The following is a 23,910-nucleotide window of genomic DNA, read 5'->3' on the forward strand; positions in this document are numbered from 1 at the left end:
TCGATTGAAAAAAGGATTGGTAAATCGGTCATTTTTTGCCCGAAAAAGGCAACCAAGACGGCTTGTCATGGCGTTATAATTGCAAATATCCCAAGATGCCTTTCAATCCCTCTAAATCCGCCATGATTGCTCTCGGTAAGTTCTATTTACACCGATGGGATAAGCATGTGTTGGTGGATTGGGCGGAGTCAATGATCGCTAAGGGACATGCCTCAGATTCAATGCATTTTCTTTCGGCCATGAGAGGAGATAGCCGGGAGTTCCAGCTGGAACAATTCCTTGAAGTTTGCCAGGACCAAAACCTGGTCGTATATGATGTTGAAGAGCTGGCCTTAGAAGCTTACATCTCTGATTTGAGAAAGCGCGTCATCGCCGGAGAAATTGAACCGGAAGCGGCTTTTGCACAAGTCCGGCCACTTGCCTATGACGAAGAGATCATCATGGTCAGCGGCCTTGACGAACTTGATCAGGACCTTAACCTGCTGGATTCAGCACAACCCGTTTTCTACAATAAGGACCTGACGCCGGAAACCCGTGAAGAAGTGATTCGACGCTTCTTCCGTGAATTCACAGTAGACACAGAACCCTCCGCCCAAAGGCCAACCTTCGAAAACGAGGATGCTGCTAATATGCCACCTCCTTTTTTCGATGAGAATATGTTGAAGCAAATTGAAATGGCGGCGATCGTTTTTGTCTCCCTGATCTTCGTCGTTTGGATTCTGCTCTTTCTCCTCACGGTTATCGGTGGATTTACGGCGATTTAACCAAGGGTGATCTGTCACATTTTGCACTTCCTGGCTGCGGTACTACCTATTCACTTCGTTACGGAAGGGGAACAATCTTAATGGAGTACAGACCGCTTCATTAAAGAAAACCGTCAGCTGTTTCTTAGGCTTTCCTTCAATAAAGTAGGAACGACTCTGCTTCGTTCCTGATAATCCTACTTACTTTTGCCCCGCTATGGAAAAAACGCTCCCCGAAATTATCGAAGCCGGTGTTAAAGCCGCTATCACCGACCTGTATCAGGCGGATGGTTCTTCTCAGGAAATCACCCTGCAAAGCACCAGGCGTGAGTTTGAGGGTGAGTTTACGGTAGTAACCTTTCCACTGACGCGCCTTGCGCGGAAGAAACCCGACGAGATTGCGGAGGAATTAGGTGCCTACCTCAAGGAAAAGGTGGCCGAAATCGCGGATTATAATGTGATTAAAGGTTTCCTCAATTTAGTCATCGCGGATGACTACTGGCGGGATTTCCTGCTGGAAGCCCCGATTAAAGAGGGCTACGGTAGCTCCCCCGCCAACGGCGAAAGTGTGGTGGTAGAGTTTTCCAGCCCTAACACCAACAAGCCCTTGCACCTGGGCCACGTCCGGAATATTCTTCTGGGCTGGTCTTCTGCCCAAATGCTTTCAGCGGCGGGCTACGACGTGAAGAAGGTTCAGATCATCAACGATCGGGGAATCGCTATTTGTAAGTCCATGCTGGCCTGGCAGAGATTCGGGGAAGGTGCTACACCGGAGTCGACGGGTACGAAGCCAGATCACTTCGTCGGAGATTACTACGTGCTTTTTGAACAGAAGTTTCAGGCAGAGTACAAAGCCTGGCAGGAAACGGCTGAGGGGCAGGAGGTTTTTGCTAAGCTTGGAAAGGAAAAGCAAACGCCAGAAGCTTTCTTTAAGGGCTACGCCAAGAAATACTTCAACGACTACAGTGAACTGGGTGCTGCCGCCAAGAACATGCTTCTGCAGTGGGAAGCCGGTGATGCTGAGACGAGAGCCCTGTGGGAAAAAATGAACGGTTGGGTATACGAAGGTTTCGAAGAGACCTACCAGAAGCTCGGCGTAAGTTTTGATAAGCTGTACTACGAATCCAATACCTACGTATTGGGTAAAGACATGGTGGAACTCGGCCTGGAGAAAGGAGTATTCCAAAAGCGGGAAGACGGCTCTGTTTTCGCGGACCTGACCGACGCCAAGCTTTCCGAAAAAACCCTGATGCGGGCCGATGGAACGAGCATTTACATCACCCAGGATTTAGGGACGGCCCGGTTGCGGTACGATGACTTCGGCGCTAAGCGGATGATTTATACCGTTGCCGATGAGCAAAACCATCACTTCGCGACGCTCTTCGAACTGCTCAAGCGCCTGGAGGAGCCCTATGCTAATGGTCTTTATCACCTGAGTTACGGCATGGTAGATCTCCCTTCCGGCCGGATGAAAAGCCGGGAAGGCACCGTGGTGGACGCTGATGACCTGATGAAGGAAGTCATCCACGAAGCCCGGCTCATGAGCCAGGAGCGGGCGGCAACCAGTGAGCTGAGCCAGGAAGAACAGGATGAAATTATCCGGCAGATCGGCATGTCGGCACTGAAGTTCCACATCATTAAGGTGGGGCCACAGAAGCGGATGACTTTTGACCCTAAAGAGTCCGTCGATATGCAGGGGCAAACCGGCCCTTACGTGCAAAACGCTTACGTCCGGACCCGGGCGGTATGGCGGAAGGCCGGCAACCCGGATGTGTCGCTGGCGAAAAACTACACGGGACTGGCACCCGCAGAGCGGGAGCTGGTCAATCAGCTTTACGCCTTTCCTGGGCTGGTTAAAACGGCGGCGGAGAGCTATGACCCGAGCCTCGTCGCGATGTTCTGCTACGATTTGGCGAAGAGCCTCCACAAATTCTGGCACGATCACAGTATCCTGAGCGCGGAGTCTCCCGAAGCCATTGCGTTCCGTTTGCAGCTGTGTAAGGCGGTGGGCAATACCTTGCAAAAGGGAATGGGCCTGCTGGGTATTGAGGTGCCGGAGCGGATGTAGTAAGGGCGCAGCCGCAGGTGGATGCGAAAGCTTAAAGAGCAAGGAGCGTTTCTTCTTTGCGTGCGCTGGGCGCACTTCCCCGGATTGCGGCGGAGGCAATGCCTCCACCTTTATCCGGGGCTAAGGATGTTCGACTCCTACGGAGTCTGTATTTCGATCCCGGAGGGATCCAATATCCTTAGCCCCGGATGAAGACTTAGGCGGAGCCTGAGTCGTAATCCGGGGAAAACTATGCACTCCAACCTTCCCCTGCACCCGCGTTCGCGCCCAAAAAACGCTCTTTTCCTAAAATCCTTTGCTATTTCGATGGCGCCACTTACCTTTACGCCATGCACAACAAGAACCTCAACAACTGGTGGTGGCTGAACAGATCTCTCCGAGCATCCTGATCAGGCCTTTGTTTGTGTAAAACAGAAAAATTTAAAGCCCGTCGGATTGCTCCGTCGGGCTTTTTTTGTGCTCCGATTGTAGCAGGCGACATAAAACGTAAAATTTGGAAACGATTCTTAAACCTTCGGTGAAAACCAATATTCGGGTGCTGACGAAGCGGATTACCGCTGACCATCTTACTCCCGTAAGGCTTTACCTGTCCGTTCGGGACAACTTCACAGATCCGGTATTGCTGGAGTCTAATGAGAGCCGCGATAATGAGCACTACTATTCCGTTGTTGGCCTGGAAACCCTGGCTTCCTTTCAGGTGAATGAAGGGGTGATGGAGCGCCGGCACCTGGGGCATTGGATTCAGGAAGAACGAGTCGAAGATGTGGAGACAGTGTCCAGGCGCTTGCACGAATTCTTAGCCTCTTTTGAGCTTTCCCCTGACGACGAAGACCCGATCATCGGGCAGTTTAACGGCCTGATCGGACACACCAACTTTGAGGGAGTACAGTATTTTGATACCCTGAAATTTGATAACCCTAAAGTCTTGAGCGCACCCGATCTGCGCTATCATTTATACCGTTTTATTCTGGTGTTTCATCATTACCGGGATGAGTTGATCCTGATTGAAAATCTTCCCGAAGGCGAAGAAAGCCGCCTGGAAGAAGTGGAAGCAGCCATTAAACGGGGTGGGGGAGTTCACCCTTTCAGCCGGATGGGAGAAGAGAGTAGCAATCTGACCGACGAAGGCTTTATGGAGCTGGTAGCTGCTGGAAAGCACCACTGTCGGGTAGGTGATGTATTTCAGATTGTTATGAGTCGTCAGTTTAAGCAAAGCTTCAAAGGGGATGAGTTTCAAGTCTACCGTGCTCTCCGCAGCATCAACCCTTCGCCTTATCTGTTTTATTTTGATTACGGTGATTACCGGATCATGGGCTCCAGCCCGGAAAGCCAGATGGTCATTGGGGAGGGGAAGGCGAGATTGAACCCCATTGCCGGCACCTACAAGCGTACCGGAGACAAGAAGAAAGATCAGGAGGCGACCGAAGCCTTACTGGCCGACCCTAAAGAAAACGCAGAACACGTTATGCTGGTGGATCTGGCCCGCAACGATCTGAGCCGGCATACCAAGAATGTGAAGGTGACCAGTTTGCGGGAAGTCCATTATTACAGCCACGTTATTCACCTGGTGTCAACGGTGGAAGGAGATAGTGTGAAAGCGGATGAGACGGTCCGCATTTTCGGGGATACCTTCCCTGCGGGCACACTTTCGGGCGCACCAAAGTACCGGGCGATGGAGTTGATCAACCAATACGAAAACCAACAACGTGGCTTTTACGGCGGTGCCATTGGCTTCATTGACTTCAAAGGAGGGATGAACCAGGCGATTCTGATCAGGTCATTCTTCAGTCAGGACAACAAGCTGTACTACCAGGCCGGCGCCGGCGTCGTTGCCGCCAGTAATGAAGAGAGCGAATGCGCAGAAGTGTATAACAAGCTGCGAGCTCTTACCAAAGCCCTTGATAAAGCCGAAAATCTGTAATGATGAAAGTATTAATATTAGACAATTACGACAGCTTCACCTATAATCTGGTGCAGTACATTGAAGAAGAACTCGGGCAGGATATTGATGTGTTCCGCAACGATGAAATCAGCCTGGAGGCCGTAGGGGAGTACGACCTGATTGTACTCTCTCCCGGGCCGGGTGTACCCGCAGAGGCGGGCATCATGCCCGCTCTGCTGCAACGCTACGCCAGCGAGAAAGTGATCTTCGGCGTCTGCCTCGGCCATCAGGCCATCGGTGAGGCCTTCGGCGGCACTTTGATTAATCTCGATGAAGTCCACCACGGTATTGAAACAGAAATGACCCGCACGAAAACCGATGATACGCTTCTGGCGGGTGTTCCTGAAGCCTTCAACGCCGGCCGCTACCACAGCTGGGTCATCGATCCGCAAACCTTACCCGCAGAGCTGGAGATGACCGCAACGGGAGAATATGGCGGCGTAATGGCCCTTCAACATCGGGAGTATCCGATCTTCGGTGTTCAGTTTCACCCGGAAAGCATAATGACGAAACACGGGCGATTGATGATCCGGAATTTGCTCAGATTTGCTAAAGACCGGGTGGAAGAGGGTGTTGCTTAGCGGATGCAGAGTATATCGGTAGATATACGCTGAATCAGCAGGCACCGCATTTTTCACAACAATAAGCTAAAAACCGGGTATAAGTACAGATGTACCCGAAAAAGAAACCGGTACAAGTACAGATGTACCCGAAACATAAAACATCATGACCAAAAACCTCCAAATAGACGTCGACGAAAGAGGCTACTACGGCCGTTTCGGCGGAGCCTATATCCCTGAAATGCTGCACCCTAACATTGAGCAGCTGAAGAACACCTATCGTGAGATGACGGCTGACCCGGACTTCAAAAAAGAGTTCGATGCGCTGCTGAAAGACTACGTCGGCCGGCCAAGCCCGCTCTATTTTGCTAAACGACTGAGTGAGCATTACGGTACCAATATTTACCTGAAGCGGGAAGACCTGAACCATACCGGCGCCCATAAGATCAATAACACCATCGGTCAGATTCTGGTAGCGCAGCGCCTGGGTAAAAAGCGGATCATTGCCGAAACCGGCGCAGGACAACACGGCGTAGCTACCGCTACCGTCTGTGCTCTTGTCGGGCTGCAGTGCATCGTCTACATGGGCGAGGTGGACATCGCCCGGCAGGCACCCAATGTAGCCCGGATGCGGATGCTGGGCGCTGAAGTGCGCCCAGCGCTCAGCGGGTCTAAAACGCTCAAAGATGCCACTAATGAAGCCATCCGCGACTGGATTAACAACCCTGAAGATACCCATTACATCATTGGCTCGGTCGTCGGTCCGCATCCTTATCCGGACATGGTCGCCCGTTTCCAGAGCGTCATCTCAGAGGAGATGAAATGGCAGTTGCAGGAAAAGCTCGGTCGGGATTATCCGGACGCCATCGTCGCATGTGTAGGCGGTGGTAGCAATGCAGCCGGCGCCTTTTACCACTATTTGAACGATGAGCGCGTACGGCTCGTCGCCGTCGAGGCGGCTGGGCTTGGGGTGGATTCCGGTGAATCCGCCGCTACTTCCGTATTGGGCACCGAGGGTATTATTCACGGCTCCCGCACCTTGCTGATGCAAACGGAAGACGGACAAGTCATCGAGCCTTACAGTATTTCTGCCGGACTGGATTACCCTGGCATTGGCCCACTCCATGCTTTCCTGATCGACTCAAAGCGCGCCGAAGCCATCAGCGTCACCGACGAAGATGCGCTGGCCGCAGCGCTGTTTACTGCCCGCACGGAAGGTATTATTCCTGCTCTGGAAACCGCCCACGCTTTTTCAGCGCTCGACCAAATGGAATATGGGCCGGACGACGTAATTGTCGTTTGCCTCAGCGGACGGGGAGATAAGGACCTGGCCGCCTTTACTACCTATTTGAACGGACTGGCCGGTTAACCAATAAAACGAATCGCGATGTGCTCCTTTGGATTGTCCTGCGGAACAACCCACGGTCAGCCATCACTACGATAGACGCCCTTCCGGGGCTAAAAAGTTAAACATGAATAGATTAACTCAACTCTTCGATAAAAAGAAAGATAATCTGCTAAACGTCTACTTCACGGCGGGCTACCCCCAACTGGATAGCACCGTAACCATCATCAGGAACCTGGCAGAAGCCGGCGCTGACTTGATTGAAGTTGGCATGCCCTACTCTGACCCAATGGCGGATGGAGAGACCATCCAGCAATCCAGCATGAAGGCGCTGGCGAACGGTATGACACTGGAAACACTGTTTCAACAATTGACCGAAGCCCGAAACCATACCCAGGTTCCGCTCGTGCTGATGGGCTATTTCAATCAGGTGATGCAGTATGGCCCGGAGCGTTTTGTCAAAGCCGCCAGGGAAGCGGGTGTCGATGGGCTTATCCTGCCCGACCTGCCGGTGTTTGAATACGAGCAGGAATTCCGGGAGATTACAGATCGCTACGATATGCAGGTAACTTTCCTGATTACTCCGCAGACCAGCGAAGAGCGAATTCGTCAGATCGGCAAGCTAAGTACGGGCTTTATCTATGTGGTATCCAGCAGTAGCATCACGGGCAAAAGTGGCGAAATTACGGAAGGACAGAAGGCCTACTTCGCGCGAATTGCAGCCATGGATTTAACTCAACCGAAGTTGATCGGTTTTGGCATCAGTGATGCGAAAAGCTTCCGGACAGCCTGTGCGTATGCCAATGGTGCCATCATCGGTAGTGCGTTTATACGGGCCCTGAAGGACGTGGACGATGTAGCAGCGGCGACCCGTAGCTTTGTTCACGGTATTCTTTCGCCGGCTTCAGTCGGCGCATAAACTTTCGCCGACTGAAGTCGGCGCTACAAAGCAAATCATGAAGCCCAGGCTCATCGTTATCGGAGGCCCAACGGCCAGCGGGAAAACTTCCCTTGCCATCGAAGTGGCTAAGCATTACCGGACGGAAATCATCAGTGCGGACAGCCGTCAGTTCTACACCGAGATGAAAATCGGGAATGCCCGCCCGACGGAGGAGGAATTGGCGCAGGTGCCCCATCATTTTGTGGCGGACCGAAGTTTGATGGATCCACTTACGGCGGGGAGATTAGCGGAAGCGGCACTCGATTTGCTCACGGAGCTGTTTCAGCGCCATCAGGTAGTAGTGCTTACCGGAGGTAGTGGCTTATACCTTCGCGCACTCTGTGAAGGGCTCGATGAGTTTCCTGAAGTCACCGGGGAGGCGCAAACGCAGGTGCAGGGTCTGTTGGAGGAGCAGGGAATCACCGGCCTGCAGGCATTACTCCAGGAACTGGACCCTGCTTATTTCGCAGTGGTCGATCATCAAAACGCCCGCCGCCTGGAGCGGGCCCTGAAAGTCTGCCTCTCCTCCGGTAAACCCTATTCCTCCTTCCTGGGTAATCGCCCCGAACGCCCCTTTGATTGCCGGTATTTTACCACCAATCTTCCCCGTCCGCTCCTCTATGATCGTATTAACCGACGGGTAGACCTCATGCTGGAAGCCGGCCTCGAAGCTGAAGCCCGCTCCCTTTCCTCTTTTCGCCATTTACCCGTTCTGCAAACCGTCGGATATCAGGAGTGGTGGCCTTATTTTGAGGAAGAATACTCCCGTGACCGGGCCATTGAGCTGATTAAACAAAATAGCCGGCGGTATGCCAAAAGGCAGGTGACATGGTTTAAAAAAGGAGGACTTTATCAACCGGTAAATGATCTGGCAGACATTGTCGAGAAAATGACTGATGCTAACTAATACATTGTGGCTTTACCCTTTAGCATACTCCTCCAAATAGCCAAAGTGAGGGCCCAGTTTTCCGTCTACGGTTACACTGGCCCGCTCCAGAATGCCGGATTTCTCCCGGGCATATTCGGGCAAAATTTTCTCAATGAACACTTTCCCAAAGGCTTCGCTGGCGTCACGGGGGAGCTCACTGGGAAGGTTGTCAATGGACATGATATCAATGCCATCCGTTCTGTATGCCTCTGTTTCTTCGCCCGTCAGCGGGTCATAACCGAAAACCGGATCCGCGATGGTGGAGGCCCGCAGAGTAGAAGGAACGCTCGCCGCCGGGGCAATATCACAGGTAACGTCGCCGATTACCCGAATACGGAAGTCATCCGTTGTCATTTCCTCCCGGGTAAAGAAGGCTGGGGCCTTCCCATCCCAAAAAATACCATTGATGAAAAGGTCGGACACTTTTGCGTAGGGCGCAAAATTTGACTGGTACTCTTCCCCGTTTTGATAGAAATGCTGTTTGTCAATGGGGCCACCCTTGGGGTGTTTGGCGTAATCCCGGACGTGTAATTGGGTGAAGACCGCTTCGTCCTTCTTTTCGCCATTGAGATAGGCTGCAGGGCTGATTTTTGTGAAGCCCATATCTTCCAGCACCTGGGCAGCACCCTGGCCCACGCGACCGGTGCCAGTAAGTACTATGCGGATTGGAGGTAAGGTCAGTTTGGCGTACACTTCTTTAGCAGCAGCATAATCATATAAATCCTTCAGGCGGGGGAGTTGGAAGGCTCCCGTACGCTGAGCGTAGGTCCACACGGTATTATGCGCGCCCACCATGCCGGCCCAGTAGCCGAAAGCAATGAGGCGTTTGCCTTTTTCGTCGGTGAAGTATTCGTAATCCATATGCGTGATGCCCTTGTCAAGCAGCGCGCGCATCAGTGGCTGATTATAAGGTTGCTCTTTAGCTACGTGTGCGAAAAAGCAATATTTCTTGTTGGGGATCAATTGAGAAATCGGGACCTCTTTGATACCCAGAAGCAGTTCCCGGTCAGAGATGTCTTCCACCATCGGAATACCCAGTTCAGCGTATTCCTCATCCTTGAAGGTTCGTCCCGGGCTCGGCTGTACGACAATATCGATGCCTTGCTTTCGAAGACCGGCTACTTGAGTCGGGGTTAATGGAACCCGGGCATCGGGTGGAACTTTTCCTTCACGGATTACGGCAATGGTAGGATACTTCAAGGCGGACTGGTTTTATTTGGGCGATATACGCAGGTGCAAAGAAAAGAATAAAGAGCAAAGGAAAGGCTACTCTGGAGGCGGAACACTTCGCCTGGCTGCCGGGGTTTTGTCAAAGAAGGAAAGCCAGCCCCTGTCCAGTTTATAAGCACGGGGGAAAAGTCGATGCTGAATAAGATAGACAATAGTGGCCAGGCAAAGTCCCAGCCCGGCACCTACCGTTACGTCCCGAAGGAAGTGATACAGGAGATACATCCGGCTAAAGGCTACCAATACGGCGAGCCCGAAACACAGCAGGGCTACCCAAAGCTTCCCTCTGCGGGCGGAAAAGGTCAGAAATCCGTACAGGGCAAAGGCTGAGGTGGCATGCCCGCTGGGGAAACTGCTATCGGGGGACCAGTTCCGGTAAGCCTCTTCAAAGTGATTAAGCGAATGCCAGATTTCTTCGTAGTTGTCGAAGAACCAACGCATGGGCCTGGCCTGCGCAAAAAGGAGCTTCAGAACGCCGGCTACAATGCCGGCCGTCGCACCGGCAACCACCGTAAATATCCCCCTCCGGTAACTGTAGGCTGAGACCATAATTAGCACAACCACGTAAGCCACGGGCTCCGCCAACTGGGTGCCAAGTTTAAAGAAAGTATCCCAGAAAGGGCTTCGTAACCGATTGATGGCTATCAGCGTATCTCCCTGATTAGAGGTTGCCCACAGATAACCATTAATCAGGAGCAAGAACATCGTCCCACCAATGAACAGCCAGTTGTTGCGAAGGAAGCTGGAGAATGATGTTTCGACTTGCTGATTGGGGGAAGTTTGCAGCATGCCGTGAAGGTATGGAATTTTAGAAAAGCCCGTCGGTTGGGATTTGCTTAGTGTGGGTAACAAGTTGCAGGAATAAATGATTACAAGCCCCTTGACTACGCCCTCCACACCCATTCGACTACGCTCAGGAGCCGACTGCCAAAGTGTGGCCGTTCACGAATTTCGCCTTGGGCGAACGTCCTGTTCCCAGCATCAAAATTACCATGGGCAGAGGAGCTCCAGCTCCGAATCGGGTAAGAGGGCGGAGAGACTTTGGCCATATCACGAAAAGCTATCGGGATAAGCTGTGGTAGTTGCCCGCTTCGGGGGACTGGCTCATTTATGGTCGGAGCTGGAGCTCCTCCTCCCCACTGCTTCCCTGCAACCTTCTACTGCACCTGCGCCCCGTCGCCCGGTTCTTCCTGCTTCTTAACCCGTCCTTTTGCCCAGGAAAACAATCGGGTTATGCCGTCTGTACTTACCAGCTTGGCGTCTTTCAGGGCCCGGGATGTAATGTAAAGACTAACGGGAAAGAGAATGATGCAGGGTAACCAACCCGCAAAAGCACCATTGACCACAAAGCTCTCCGCCAGCTTTCGGCAGAAGATGGTAAGAATGATGAAGATGACGAAAAAGATAATACTCACCAGGATGGGGTAGCCGAAACCGCCCTTGCGAACAATGGCCCCCATTGGTGCTCCGATGAAAATGAAGATAATGCACACCAATGATAAACTGTATTTCATGTGCATATCATAAATATGCTTTACGCGGCTCTCCCGTACGCCGGGCAAGATGCGTTGCGTTGACTGTGCCTGACTGGTAATGGATCGGGCGGCAGATCGCGCCCGGTTGATGACCCGGGTAAAGGCCGTCTTTTCCAGACTATCCATTATTGAGGATACGCCAGGCCAATCTTTCCCGTATTGAACCAATGGGTTTTCCAATGAACGTCGTTTAGCCTCTGTCTGACGAAAGGTTACCTCAGCCCGCTTCTCATCTTTACTCTTCGTCGCGTTCTTTGGCTTGGTCGTTGGCGCATTTTCAATTCGCACAATGTTGCTGGGGGTTTTATTCACCCTGGTGGCAACCTGAGGCAATTGTCGTTGGGTCTGAGAGCTCGTAGCTGGTTGATCAACAATGTCTTTGATACTGCTGGTGGCAGCCGTTGAGTCTCCTTCTATCCGTGTTCGCGCTTCGGCGTCATCTTCATCAGGAGATTCAAACTGGGGGGCAAATTTTTCCCGGTATACTGTCGTGTCTTTACGCGCCAGGGGCAGGTAGTTGACCACGTGATTGCTGATGGTCTGTTTCCGAACGGCAATGTCAATGTCAATCGAATCCACCCCCTCCTGCAGCTGCCAGGTAGCCAGCATACTCCGGTTCGTTCGAAACAAGGTCTCGTTCGTTTTACCGAGTTTAAATTCACTGAGGTCAAAGACCTTGGTGTAACTGTCAAAGCGAGTACGTACAAAGGGCAAGCTACTGCGGTTTTTGCCCGTGTTTTTTCGCTCTGAATATTGATACCCGTCGTAGAGCTTCATGACGAAGAAGCTACCGTCGTTCTCGGAGTACATCTCTCCGGTTTTTGCTACAATCTGGCCAAGATCACCAGTAGAGGCTTTGGTGTGGTCATAGATCAGGATGTCAGCAATATCCCGGCCATTCTCCGATCGTTTTCCGAGCCTGATCGATGACTGACTGAAGTCATCATTGAATACCCCGGGCTCCATGGAGAGCGTTGGTTTCTTTTGCTGGATGTCGTACATCCGGGCACCGAACTGAAGGTTGGCTGCCGGAATAACGTAATCTGCACAGGCGAAACTCACACCCGCCGAGATAATACCAAACAGGATGAGCGGGCGCATCACCCTTAGCAAACTGGTCCCCGCTGACTTGAAACTGGATAGCTCATAATGCTCCGCCATCCCACCGAGCACCATCACCGAGGAGATGAGCAAGGCCAACGGTAGCGCCAGCGGCACCAGCCCGACGCATTTGTAGGCCATCAGCTCGAGGACCGTGAAGAAACCAAGTCCCTTACCCGCAATATCGTCGAGGTAAACCCACAGCACCTGCATCATCAGGACGAAAATGGCGATCGCGAAGGTTACCACGAAGGGCCCTGCGAAGGATTTAGCCATTAATTTGTCGAGACGTTTGATGATCATGGGAGGCAAAAGTAAGGGGGGAAAGGGGGAAGGGAGAAAATGATACAGCCCTTAACGAAGGTTTAATGAAAATAATGACCAGAGGAAGGTCGGGGAACAGGGTAACGCGGACGCTCGAAGGTCCCGCAATACTGCGGGACGCTTCGAGGTCCGCTTTGCCTTGCTTAAGGGACCTTTGAGCGTCTCGGCGGATATCTAGCGATTGTCCTGGGTCAGGGAACCGAAAGCCCACTGATTACCGGACTTATCCACGCCCCGCCAGTGTCAAAATCCACCCATAGTCCCGCGCAATATCCTTGATCGAGTCAAAGCGGCCGGAGGCGCCGCCGTGGCCGACCTTCATGTCGGTGTGGAGCAGGAGCTGATGATCGTCGGTTTTCAGTTCCCGGAGTTTGGCGACCCACTTGGCGGGTTCCCAGTACTGGACCTGGCTGTCGTGGAGGCCGGTGGTGACGAGCATATTGGGGTAATCCTTGGCTTCCACCTGATCGTAAGGGCTGTAGCTGAGGATGTAGTCATAGTACTCCTTGTCGTTGGGGTTGCCCCATTCGTCATACTCGCCGGTGGTGAGGGGGATGGAGTCGTCGAGCATCGTCGTCACTACGTCAACAAAAGGAACCTGAGCCACGAGCCCGGCCCAGAGGTCGGGGCGCATATTAGCCACGGCACCCATCAGCAATCCGCCGGCACTTCCACCCATGCCGTAAAGACCGGATTTTGTCGTGTAGTTATTTTGGATGAGCCACTCGCCGGCATCAATGAAGTCCCAAAAAGTATTCTTCTTCTTCAATAGCTTACCGTTGTCATACCAATGGCGGCCCATTTCTTCCCCGCCGCGAATGTGGGCGATGACGAAAATGAAGCCCCGGTCCAGCAGTGCCAGTCTGGCCACACTAAAGTAGGGGTCCATGCTATAGCCGTAGCTGCCGTAGGCGTAGAGAAGGAGGGGAGCGCTACCATCTTTTGGGGTTCCCTTCCGGTAAACGATGCTGAGGGGCACTTTCGTCCCGTCCCGACTTTCGGAGAAGCGGCGCTCACTGACGTAGTTGGCTGCGTCGAAATCACCGAGGACGGGCTGCTGCTTCAACAGGGTTTTCTCCCGCGTGACCATGTTGTAGTCGAAGGTGCTGGCGGGCGTCGTCATGCTCTGATAGCCGAAACGGAGGGTTTCGGTGTCAAATTCGGGATTGACGGAGGTGTAGGCCATGTAGGCCTCGTCTTCGAATTCGAGATAGTGGGATTCTCGATTCTCGGTTTTGGATTTACTACCGCTGTTGGTCAGCACTCGTAAGCGCGTCAGCCCGTTGGTGCGTTCACTGAGGACAAGGAAATTTTTGAACAGGTCAACGTCTTCCAGCAGGGTGTCTTCCCGATGGGGGATAAGGGTGGTCCAGTTCTCTTTAGCCGTCGCGTTTTCCGGGGTAGTCATCAGCTGGAAGTTGCGGGCCTTCCAGTTGGTAAGTACGTAAAACTGATCGTCGAGGTGAGCAATGCTGTACTCCAGGTCGCGCTCGCGGGCCTGGAACAGACGTAATTCGCCCAGCGGCTCGTCGGCCGGCAGCAAATGATATTCATTACTGACGGTCTGGGCGGAGCCGATAATGATGTATTTCTTCGACTTGGAGCGGTAGACGAAAGCACGGAAGGTTTCGTCGGATTCCTCGTAGACCACGGCGTCGTCCTGCGGAGCAGTACCGAGTTTGTGGCGCATGACTTTGTAGGGGCGCAGGGCTTCGTCCTTCACGGAATAGAAGAGGTATTGCCCGCAGGCACTCCAGACGGAGCCACCGGTGGTGTTGGGGATTTGATCGGGCAGGTTCTGCCCGGTCAGGAGGTCTTTTACGTGGATGGTGAAGATGCGACGGCTGACGGTGTCTTCTCCGTAGGCCAGGTAGCGGTTATCGTCTGACATGTTCAGCCCGCCGACCTTGTAAAAGTCGTAGGGTTCCGCCATCTCATTGACGTTGAGCATGAGCTGGGCTTCTTCCTCTTCGACTTTCCGACGCAGATAGCGCGGGTACTGGTCGCCGGTTTCGTACTTCGTCTGATATTCGTAACCGTTTTTGATGTAGGGGACGCTGCTGTCGTCTTCCTTGATCCTCCCCTTGATTTCCTGAAAGAGTGTCTCCCGCAACTCACTTTGCTCCTGCGTTTGCGCCTCAAAATAGGCGTTCTCGGCTTCCAGATGACTAATCACCTCAGGATCTTCCCGTTGGTTCATCCAGTAGTAATTGTCGATGCGATCATGGCTGTGAGCCGTGAGGGTATGGGGAACTTTTTTTGCCAAAGGTGGGGTCATGCTGGTCGGTTGGTCAGTTTGTTTTTGTGTCTTTTCGGCTGTAGCCGCTGGAGGGAAACGCAGGGAAGCGTGCAGGGTTGAACAACAGACGGGATTTGGGCAACGGCGCCCCATGGCAAGATCGGGCGCGGCCGCAGGTACAGGGGAAGCAACTAAGGGAGCAGGGGAGGGGCTTGACTAAAGAGCAAAGGATCGTAACTTGAAGTCTCTCTCTAAAGCAAGCGGTAAACATGTACCGTCCGAAGGAAAATGGTAATAATTGAGTCTATCGATGGAGTGCTGCCTGCTGCGTATCGCCAGATGCACTAACGAAACGCTCTTGTTTGTTCCAAAGGCCTAACGGGTAGTCAGTCCCAGGGCAAACGCATCAAACTTCGTTTGCTACGTTTTTGATTGGCGATTGGCGATTCTCGATATTTGATTAGCTTCGCTGAGCCCTTCGGGGTTCTTGATTTGCTACCGCAAGTGACAGCTCACTGCGTTCGATCGAAACAAAAATCAACTATTAGATTACAGTTTTAGATTTGATGCGTTTGCCCTGTAGTCAGTCCCAACTTGTCATTCTCATTAAAAAATGGATGCGTAGTTTTGATGGTCACTAATTGGCCCTGAAAGACGGAAAAATGGGTAGAGGTTTACGAAGACTTCTTGGTTTAATATGCTTTCTGGCACCCATTGTTGTTTTTGGGCAGATCGAAATATGTGACAACGGTATCGACGATGACCAGGACGGCCTGATCGATCTGAATGATGATGACTGCGCCTGCACCGTAATTGAGCCGGTGTCCGTAATTCCCAATCCGTCCTTCGAAGATATGAATTGCTGCCCCACGGAGCGTAGCCAGCTGGAATGTGCTGACCTTTGGATTCAGGCCTCAGAGCCTACAACGGATTATATCCATAACTGCGGATGGGGCGGCAGGGATGAGTTCCTGCCACCTCAACCATTCCCCGATGGGGATGGCATTATGGGTTTTCGCGATGGTCGTGTCCGAAATAATACTACGGCGGAAACGAATTGGAAAGAATACGCCGGGGCTTGTTTGATTAGTCCGCTTCTGGCGGGTTCCACCTATCGGTTTGAGTTTGATGTAGGGTTTTCTGATTCGCAGCGGTCACCTCCGCTTGATATCACATTTTTTGGCACGAGTAGTTGTGATAATTTACCCTTTGGCGTTGGAGATGAAGCATTTGGTTGTCCTACAAATGGGCCTGACTGGTTGCAACTGGGGGAGGTCAGTGTCTCGGGAGGTACCGGAAACGTTTGGGTAAATACCTTCATTGAAATTACCCCCGACATAGATATCGCCGCCATTGCCATCGGGCCTGGATGTAGTGCCGGTTCAACGACCATTAGCACTTACTACTTCTTTGACAACTTACTGCTGGCGGATATCGAATCTTTCGATTTTGAAATATCTGAGAACCTTCATCCTTGCAATGACAATTTCACCCTGTCGGTTCCCTCGAACGATGCTTTTGAATACCAGTGGTATAAATCAGGTGTGGCTCTTTCCGGAGAGGTTTTTCCTGAGCTGACGCAAAACTATGGGGAAGGAATTTATCAGGTCCGGGTATTAGATGGAGCCTCCTGCAGGGTTTCTATGGAGTATGAGTATGTTCTGCCTCAGGTTAATACCTTTCCCGCTGTCGCTATTTGTGAAGGTGAATATTATGATTTTGGAGACTTAAGGATTACGGAGCCCGGCTCCTATCTGGATACCTTTAAGAATGTCAATAACTGCGACAGTATCGTTGCGCTGGAGCTGGAGGTGATCGGGTTGGGTTACGATACGGTGGAGGCGTCAGTCCTGACGGGGCAGGCGTTTGTGATTGACGATAATGACTTTTTCCTTCAAGGGGAATATGAAGTCAGATTAGTGTCTTCCATCGGCTGCGATAGTCTTGTGCTTTTACGACTAAATAACTTTAATGTCTACATACCGACGGCTTTTAGCCCTAATGCAGATGGCGTTAATGATACCTTCTTCCCATTCGTTCCGGCAGAGGAGGTGGAGTCAATAGACATGCAGGTCTTCGACCGCTGGGGAGGTCTGGTATTTCAGGGAGAAAGGTGGGATGGTCGGGATCAACAGGCAGGTGTGTACGTGTACACCATCAACATCGATTTTGTGGGCGGCTACTCCCGACTGTTTAATGGAGCTTTGACCCTCGTGAAGTAGATTTTTTATCATCTCCGCCGAAGGGGGAAATCGGCAAGCTATGAGCGGATCGGAGAACATTTAACCACTAATGTTAACTCAACCGAAGGTAATCGTTAAAATCAGAGTCTAAGGTCTCAACGGGCAGCATGAGCAGGCCTGAAAAACGATTCACTGTAAACGTAATGTAAACTTAATGTAAGTTTACAGAGCTTTTTTAAACTCAAAAGATTGCATGTTCGATATTGAATGGTTGAGCTACAACCCAGACACACCCTCTTTTTACGTGGTGTTGCTGACCACTTTGTTTTCGTTTTTTCTATCCTCCCTCATCGCCATCACTTATGAGCTGACGACCCAGAGTATTTACCGAAGAGCACACTTTTTACAATCACTGATTCTGATCGGGATTGTGGCCGCCACGGTGATGCAGGCCATCGGTGATAGCCTTGCCCGTGGGCTGGGAATCATTGGTGCGCTTTCCATCATTCGCTTCCGTACGGTTCTGGATGATCCGCGTAATATCACCTTTATGTTCGCCTCGTTGGGTACAGGCATTGCCACAGGAGTCCTGGGCTTTAGCGTCGCTCTTACGGGGGCAGTGGTTTTCTGCCTGGGGGCAATTATTCTTCGGTTCTCTCCCATGAGCAACAACAATGAGTTTATTGGGGAGATCAAGCTTAAAGTGCCTAAGGAAGATAAGCAACAGTCAATCATTGAAAAGCTGTTAAAGCAACATTGTCGGGATTTGGAGCTGGAGCAAATAAGGTTTCTCTCCGATAAAAGAGTCCAGACTTACACGGAGGAAGGTATTCCTAAGATAGAAGAGTTCTCCCGGGAAAACCTTCAGGAATTTACCTACCTCATCCGACTGAAATACCGGGCATCGATCAACGACATGTCATCTGATCTTTACAAATTGGAAGGCCTGGAAGATCTTAAACTTAATTTCCGTAAACGCCCTACAAAACTATAAAGCTATGCGGTTCAATTTATTTTACCTGGTTCTTGTGGTGCTGGGGCTGTCACTCGTTTTCCTTTTTCGCCCACCTGAAGAAAATGATCTGAGTTTTTTCGGCTTTGCTGAAAGCAATGAGATAACGGTCAATTACAACTACCCGGTCGTGATTGATGAGTTACTCGTTCGCCCCGGACAGGCAGTAAAGAAAGGAGAAGCACTAATGAGGGTGAGTCGTCGTAAGTCAAAAGAAACTATGGCTGATCAAACCTTTAGAATCAGAGAACTACGGGCGGAAGAAAAGCTGTGGCGGCAACGAAAAGAAAGTGAGTTAGAGGAAAAGACTGGAAAGTCTATGGATGAGTTAGCCCGGGTAGAAGAAGAAATTACTTCCCTGCGAAAAGAACTCGACTACAGAAAATCGCTAGCTGAAGGCCTGGGATCTATTGCTGCTACGGCTGGTGATTACCGCCCGATTGAGGACAAGATTTCCGTTTTAGAGGCCAGGAAGACTCGAGTGCTCAATGCCAGTACATTGAACAAGGAGAACCTTCGAGAGGAGTTAAGCCTGGGGCAAAACCCATATGCCGAACAAATTCGCCGGCTGGAAGCTGAAATTGCCTTCGAGGATGATCAGAAGGTGCAGCCCTTTATCGTAAAGGCTCCTGAGAATGGGATCGTTGGGAATATAGAAGTAAGGGAAGAAGAGCACGTCCAGTCTTATTCTACGTTGCTTTCTTTCTACGAGCCGCATTCCAGTTTGGTCCGTGGTTACGTTCATGAAGACCTGACGGCAAAAGTCGCATTGGGTGATGACCTGGAGGTTTATTCCTTAAAAACAGGTGGGCAAATCTATTCTGGAAAGGTGATTGGTTTGGGCTCCCGCATAGTGGAGACCCCTACGAGATTACGAAAACTGCCCGACTTTAAAACTTACGGGCGGGAGGTAATTGTGGAAATCTCTCCCGAAAATTTATTCCTGCAAAAGGAAAAAGTTGGTATCAGGCGGGTAACGGCCGTGCCTTAAGCTTCTCCCCCCATAACAACCAATAATTAAGCATGGTATTACCGGACATCGTTACCGTTGATCTACAAAGAGTCTTCTTCTCTTTACTGTTATGGTCTTTGATTCTCTTTCCCTCAGTTGATCTGCTCGCCCAGGATGTAATTGACGCAACGGATTTTTTTCAGATTGGCCAGGAAGCAGAAAACGGATTAGCTGCTGAGAAGCATTCAATTTCTTCTTCCCGAATGCCATGGATTGAGGAATATGAACTGAGAACAGAAACCAGAGATTTTGACATTGACCGGCAGGAGTACACTTTTCGGGTTTCGCCCAGTACCGGGCGAAAAAGGCGGGCATTAACGGCACTGTATAATCATCAGGAAAGGGCTCCGGACTTTGAAGCTCAGGAGTCGAGTTGTGATGACTTAGCAGATCGGTATTACCAGTGGCTGGTACTCTATCTGATGGACCGGGAGCTGGATATTCTCAACAGGTTAAAAGTAGTGTTGGATGATCGGCAATTAGTGCTCAGCCGGCAAGCCGGCAATCTGGATTTTGACTGGTCTAAACTGATCGGGCTACGGCAGGATATCTCCGATTTTGAGTTGCGGCTGTCCCGGTTAAAGACGGTGCAGGCCCGGATCAATAAAGAGCTGGGGCTCAAAGATCCGTTCTTTTCCTTCGAGGGTTTCATCTCTCTGTCTGAAATCGGAGAAGCCTTTCCGGGGAATTTTAAAAAAGGTCTTGACCCTAAGCTAGACTATGAGCTGGCGACGGTTGCCCATGAGCTGGAGTTAGAAAAAGCGGAGCAGAAACAGTTCTTTGATTTTGCCCAATTGAAATACCAGGGGCCACACACCGATGAATTGCAAGAACGTTTTTCCGTCGGCCTGGCCTTTCAGTTACCAAACTCTGGCGACAAAAAACTGAAAATGCGGGAGCTGGAATTGGAAGTACAAAGCCTTAGGAAAGAGCAGGAAGTAGAGGTAGCCACAGATAAAGAAGTGTATGAGGCAGAAGTAGCCGGATGGCTGATTGAATATGAGCATTTCAGGTTTATGACCGCTACGCATCGTAAAGAACAAGAAGAACTGAGGCTGATCAGTAACCAATTAAAAAAGAAAGAAGGGTTCAACCCGCTACCGTTGTTAGCTATTCAGGAAAGAGCCATCAGGAACGAACTAAAGTTGCTCGATGTCTCTACCGATCTGTACCAGAGCTACCTGAAGATAAGAGAACGGGGCGGGGAGCTATGTACAGCAACTAGTGGGGAGTTATTGCGGTAGTAGACCAATCTCCTAAAACCGATCCAAAAACCGTGATAACAGCGGTTTACTATCCGTAATGATGCTCGCTTCCCCCTCCATAAAGGGACTGGCTTCCAGGCGATTACCGGTTGTGGTAAGTAACTCTTTAGGGAAGCCGACTTCAACGTTGATCCGACCTTCGCTCTGCAGGTTGCCTTTTTTTATTACCTGTCCCTCCACCGAGCCGTACTCCAGGTAAGGGTAGCTGGCAAAGCGGACCATGACCTTTTGGCCAATGTCTACAGCACCGGAGCCTCTCACGGGTAAATCGATACGGCCAATAATGTCTCCCGGGTTAGCGGGGATGATGGTAGCCACCTTGGTTCCCTGTAATATGTACTGCTCGGCCCTAACCTCCTGATCGAGTACGACCACACCATTTACGGGGCTTACCAGCGTATATTTTTGCATCCAGTTGGAAACGCCCGCTCGCAGAGCGTCATAGCTGTTGCGCAGGTCATCCGCCGCCTGATTGAGCGTGCTGGGCAAACCTCCACGGTAGCTTTCGATTTGGTTACGCATCAACTCAATGTCAAAGCTTGCAGCCCGAACGGCTGCCCTGCTTCGCTGCAGATTGTCTTCCGCAATTTCCACCTGCCGGCGGGCAAGGGTAAGCTGTTGGTCGTTGTTCAGCCCGTCAGAGGCGAGCTGCTCTTCCCGTGTTAGCCGCTCCCGCTCTCGTTGCAACTCGTCTTCCAGTCTGCCCTGTCGGGCCCGTTCGGTTCTGATCTTACGCTCCTGCTGATCAATACGACGTTGAAGTTCCCGGGTAGTGAGCCCGTCCAGCCGACGGTCTTTCAGGTTTTTGTAAATCTCTTGCTTCTCCCGAAATTCGAAGACGGCCTCTTTGATCTCTCCCAGATTCCAGTTGGTAGGAATGTCGAAGTTTGCCAGCCCGTTGTCTGATTCATCAACGGGGTTGAACAGTCGGGTATCCAGAGAGGATACATCGTCGAATGCTGCAATAGTTTTCGCCACCACGAGTATCTGCATCGCAGAAACGGAGTCGTTGTCTTTAATGAGCACCCGGTCAACAAGAAAATCCTTCGGCGCACGCAGGGGGCGTGGCGGGTCAATGGTGGTAAGGGTCAGTTTGCCGGTTACAACGTCGGGGTAGGTATACATCGACGTCATAAGTACAAGCAAAAACATGATGATAACAAGAATGAACGTCCCGGACTTAGCCAGCCAGGCTGGCGGAGTGCCAATGATTTCTTCTACATCCTGACTCCGTAGCTCCGGCTGAGTAACCGGCAGGGAGCTGTTTTCTTCCAGGCCTGCCATCAATTACCCAACAGGGTTTGATTCCGGACCAGCCGGAAGTAACTGGAACGAGTCTCCATTAGCTCCGTGTGTTTGCCCTGTTCCACAATAACTCCGTCGTTTACCACAACGATGTGATCAGCCCGTTCAAAGGTAGAGTGACGGTGGGCAACAATAACGATCGTAGTCCCCTTCATGTATTCGAAGAGCTCATCCATAATGGTCACCTCCGTAAAGGCGTTAAGCCCCGTGGTCGCTTCATCGAGGAACAAATACTTAGGCTGCCGGTAAATCGCTCTGGCGATGAGGAGGCGTTGTTTTTGCCCGCGACTGAGCCCTACGCCCGCTTCCCCGATAACCGTTCCGTAGCCGTTGGGTAAACGGTCAATGAACCGTTCAATCTGCGCAATTTTGACGGCCTGTATCAACCGTTGCTGGTCAATGTAATCTTCGCCCAAAGCAATGTTGCGGGCAATGGTGTCACTGAAGATGTACCCCTCCTGGCTGACAACGCCAGAGATGGATCGCCAGTACGTCCGGTCAATGGTCGATAGATTCGTTCCACCCAACAAAATTTCTCCTTCAGTGGGTTGATAAAAGCCCTGCATTAGCTTGAGAAGGGTCGACTTGCCCGAACCAGAAGCACCAACAATAGCCGTTACCTTGCCCGGAGGAATCGTAGCATTGATGCCTTTCAATACTCTTGGGGCATTGGGGAGGTTGTAATGAAAGCCAACGTCTTTCAACTGAAGACTTCCATCACCAGGAATGATTGCCAAACGGTGAACCCTTTCCTGTTCGTCGGCCTTGTTATGGATTTCGTTCATCCGCTCCAGGCTGATCATACTTTCCCGGTAGCCACGGGCGAATTCGTTGAAATCTTCGATTGGTGTATCTAACTGTGCCAGGATGTAGTGGATTGCCACCAGTGTGCCAAGGGTAAGGTCACCGTTTAACACGGCAGTAGCCGCCACCAGCGTAATCATCAGGTTTTTAACCTGATTGATGGCCGTACCTCCAGTGCGTTGCCACTGGTCAATGGTGCTCAGTTGCAGCCGCGTACGGTAGAGCCCGGCCCGCTGCCGTTCCCAGGCCCATCGCTTTTGGCGGGAGGCATTTCCTTGCTTGATCTCCTGCATGCCGTCGATGATTTCCATCAACTGCTCTTTGCCCGCCGCACTTTGCTCAAACAGTCGGAAATCGAGGTCTCTTTTACGGCTCTCCTGCCAGCTGACCCAGCCGATGTTGATGGCCGTGCCAATGAGGAAGATCAGGAAGAGAATACTGTCCCAAAGTGCTAACACGACCGCAAAAGCCAGGAAGTTGAAGATACTGAAGACCCGGACGAGCGTCGGGCCGGTCAGGAAGTTCTGCAGTCGTTCGTGGTCATTGATGCGCTGCAGCAGGTCTCCGCGGCTGCGGCTGTCAAAGAATTCAAGCGGCAGGCGGGTCAGTTTGCGGATGTAATCACTCACCAGGCTCACGTTCACCCGTCCACCAATGTGAAGCATGATGTAACGCCGCATCGCCCCCAGCAGAGTAGTGGATAAAAGCAGAATACCCTGAGCGATCACAACGAGGAGCACGAAATTGTAATCGTCATGAACGATGCCAAAATCGACCATATTCTTCAGCAGGAAGGGAAGGAGGATCTGTAGAATACTGGCCAGTACCAATCCTGCACCAAACTGCCAGAGTAAAATGCTGTAGTTCCGGAAGTAGTCCAGTACGTATTTCCAGCTGCTTTTGTCAATGCCTTCGCGGTCCTTAGCAAAAAAGTCAGGTGTGGTTTCCAGCACCAGAACGTTTCCGGAGTAGGTGCCCTGATCATTATTCAGCGTAGCCCAATGCCGCAGCATCTCGGCCTTGCCAACATCGTACTTTCCTCTTGCCGGGTCAGGGTCGGCCAGATAGAAACGCCCTTTCTTGGCTTTGTGTAAAACCACAAAGTGCTCTTCATTCCAGGGCAAAATACAGGGTAGGGGAATGTCTCTTTCCAGCTGTTCCAGCGAAACGGGCAGGGCAAGCGTCTGTAAACCAATACTTTCGGCTCCTTCGCTAATGCCCAGCAGGCTCACGCCTTCCCGGCTGATGCGGGTTTGCTCGCGCAGGTATTCGAGGTTGTAATAACGGCCGTAGTGCCGGGCTACCATCCGAAGACAGGCCGCGCCACAATCCATTTCCTCCAATTGCTGGTAATAGGTAAAGCCGAGCATAAGTTGA

At 51.5% G+C, this 23,910-nt stretch carries 17 protein-coding genes; 11 read left to right on the forward strand and 6 right to left on the reverse strand.

The window, feature by feature from the left end:
• Positions 1-95: 95 nt before the first annotated feature.
• The 7 genes from BM123_RS05865 (at position 96) to miaA (ending at position 8,505) form a co-directional block, all read left to right on the forward strand.
• Positions 96-764 (forward strand): hypothetical protein, encoded by a 669-nt coding sequence (locus BM123_RS05865; protein WP_139211780.1) that lies wholly within the window; start codon positions 96-98, stop codon positions 762-764.
• A gap of 196 nt (positions 765-960) precedes the next feature.
• Entirely contained in the window at positions 961-2,811 is a 1,851-nt protein-coding gene (gene argS, locus BM123_RS05870; RefSeq protein WP_090166263.1) for an arginine--tRNA ligase, read from the forward strand.
• 493 nt (positions 2,812-3,304) lie between these two features.
• Positions 3,305-4,732, forward strand: coding sequence for an anthranilate synthase component I family protein (locus tag BM123_RS05875; RefSeq protein ID WP_245748450.1), 1,428 nt, complete (start codon positions 3,305-3,307; stop codon positions 4,730-4,732).
• A 2-nt stretch (positions 4,733-4,734) separates the two neighbouring features.
• Positions 4,735-5,334, forward strand: coding sequence for an anthranilate synthase component II (locus BM123_RS05880; RefSeq protein WP_090166265.1), 600 nt, complete (start codon positions 4,735-4,737; stop codon positions 5,332-5,334).
• Positions 5,335-5,479: 145 nt separating this feature from the next.
• On the forward strand, positions 5,480-6,682 hold the full coding sequence (trpB, locus tag BM123_RS05885; RefSeq protein WP_090166267.1) for a tryptophan synthase subunit beta: 1,203 nt from the start codon (positions 5,480-5,482) through the stop codon (positions 6,680-6,682).
• Positions 6,683-6,785: 103 nt separating this feature from the next.
• The gene (gene trpA / locus BM123_RS05890; RefSeq protein WP_090166269.1) at positions 6,786-7,577 is read left to right on the forward strand and encodes a tryptophan synthase subunit alpha; all 792 of its coding nucleotides are present in this window, start codon (positions 6,786-6,788) and stop codon (positions 7,575-7,577) included.
• A 37-nt stretch (positions 7,578-7,614) separates the two neighbouring features.
• Positions 7,615-8,505 carry a tRNA (adenosine(37)-N6)-dimethylallyltransferase MiaA gene (gene miaA / locus BM123_RS05895; RefSeq protein ID WP_090166271.1) on the forward strand — a complete coding sequence of 297 codons (891 nt, stop codon included), beginning with the start codon at positions 7,615-7,617 and terminating at the stop codon, positions 8,503-8,505.
• Between the two features lie 12 nt (positions 8,506-8,517).
• Here the strand turns inward: miaA and BM123_RS05900 are convergent, their stop codons facing one another.
• From BM123_RS05900 to BM123_RS05915, 4 genes are all read right to left on the reverse strand, one after another.
• Entirely contained in the window at positions 8,518-9,726 is a 1,209-nt protein-coding gene (locus BM123_RS05900) for an NAD(P)-dependent oxidoreductase (protein WP_090166273.1), read from the reverse strand.
• A gap of 66 nt (positions 9,727-9,792) precedes the next feature.
• On the reverse strand, positions 9,793-10,542 hold the full coding sequence (locus BM123_RS05905) for a phosphatase PAP2 family protein (RefSeq protein WP_175489264.1): 750 nt from the start codon (positions 10,540-10,542) through the stop codon (positions 9,793-9,795).
• Between the two features lie 368 nt (positions 10,543-10,910).
• Positions 10,911-12,692 (reverse strand): LptF/LptG family permease, encoded by a 1,782-nt coding sequence (locus tag BM123_RS05910; RefSeq protein ID WP_139211781.1) that lies wholly within the window; start codon positions 12,690-12,692, stop codon positions 10,911-10,913.
• 244 nt (positions 12,693-12,936) lie between these two features.
• Positions 12,937-14,991, reverse strand: coding sequence for a S9 family peptidase (locus BM123_RS05915; RefSeq protein WP_090166277.1), 2,055 nt, complete (start codon positions 14,989-14,991; stop codon positions 12,937-12,939).
• A 623-nt stretch (positions 14,992-15,614) separates the two neighbouring features.
• Here BM123_RS05915 and BM123_RS05925 point away from each other — a divergent pair.
• From BM123_RS05925 to BM123_RS05940, 4 genes are all read left to right on the forward strand, one after another.
• Positions 15,615-17,174 (forward strand): T9SS type B sorting domain-containing protein, encoded by a 1,560-nt coding sequence (locus BM123_RS05925; protein ID WP_139211782.1) that lies wholly within the window; start codon positions 15,615-15,617, stop codon positions 17,172-17,174.
• A gap of 214 nt (positions 17,175-17,388) precedes the next feature.
• Positions 17,389-18,129 carry a DUF4956 domain-containing protein gene (locus BM123_RS05930; protein ID WP_090166283.1) on the forward strand — a complete coding sequence of 247 codons (741 nt, stop codon included), beginning with the start codon at positions 17,389-17,391 and terminating at the stop codon, positions 18,127-18,129.
• Positions 18,130-18,133: 4 nt separating this feature from the next.
• Entirely contained in the window at positions 18,134-19,138 is a 1,005-nt protein-coding gene (locus BM123_RS05935; RefSeq protein WP_090166285.1) for an HlyD family secretion protein, read from the forward strand.
• Positions 19,139-19,170: 32 nt separating this feature from the next.
• Positions 19,171-20,403 carry a hypothetical protein gene (locus BM123_RS05940; RefSeq protein WP_090166287.1) on the forward strand — a complete coding sequence of 411 codons (1,233 nt, stop codon included), beginning with the start codon at positions 19,171-19,173 and terminating at the stop codon, positions 20,401-20,403.
• Between the two features lie 12 nt (positions 20,404-20,415).
• On the opposite strand, the gene BM123_RS05945 is transcribed toward BM123_RS05940, so the two are convergent.
• Positions 20,416-21,708, reverse strand: a complete 1,293-nt coding sequence (locus BM123_RS05945) for an HlyD family efflux transporter periplasmic adaptor subunit (RefSeq protein ID WP_090166289.1) — start codon at positions 21,706-21,708, stop codon at positions 20,416-20,418.
• A complete protein-coding gene (locus tag BM123_RS05950) occupies positions 21,708-23,903 on the reverse strand; it encodes a peptidase domain-containing ABC transporter (protein WP_090166291.1) in 2,196 nt (731 codons plus the stop codon). Before BM123_RS05950 ends, BM123_RS05945 begins: the two co-directional genes overlap by 1 nt.
• Positions 23,904-23,910 lie beyond the last annotated feature (7 nt).

It is taken from the genome of Neolewinella agarilytica (genome assembly GCF_900110645.1).
Taxonomy (GTDB): domain Bacteria; phylum Bacteroidota; class Bacteroidia; order Chitinophagales; family Saprospiraceae; genus Neolewinella; species Neolewinella agarilytica.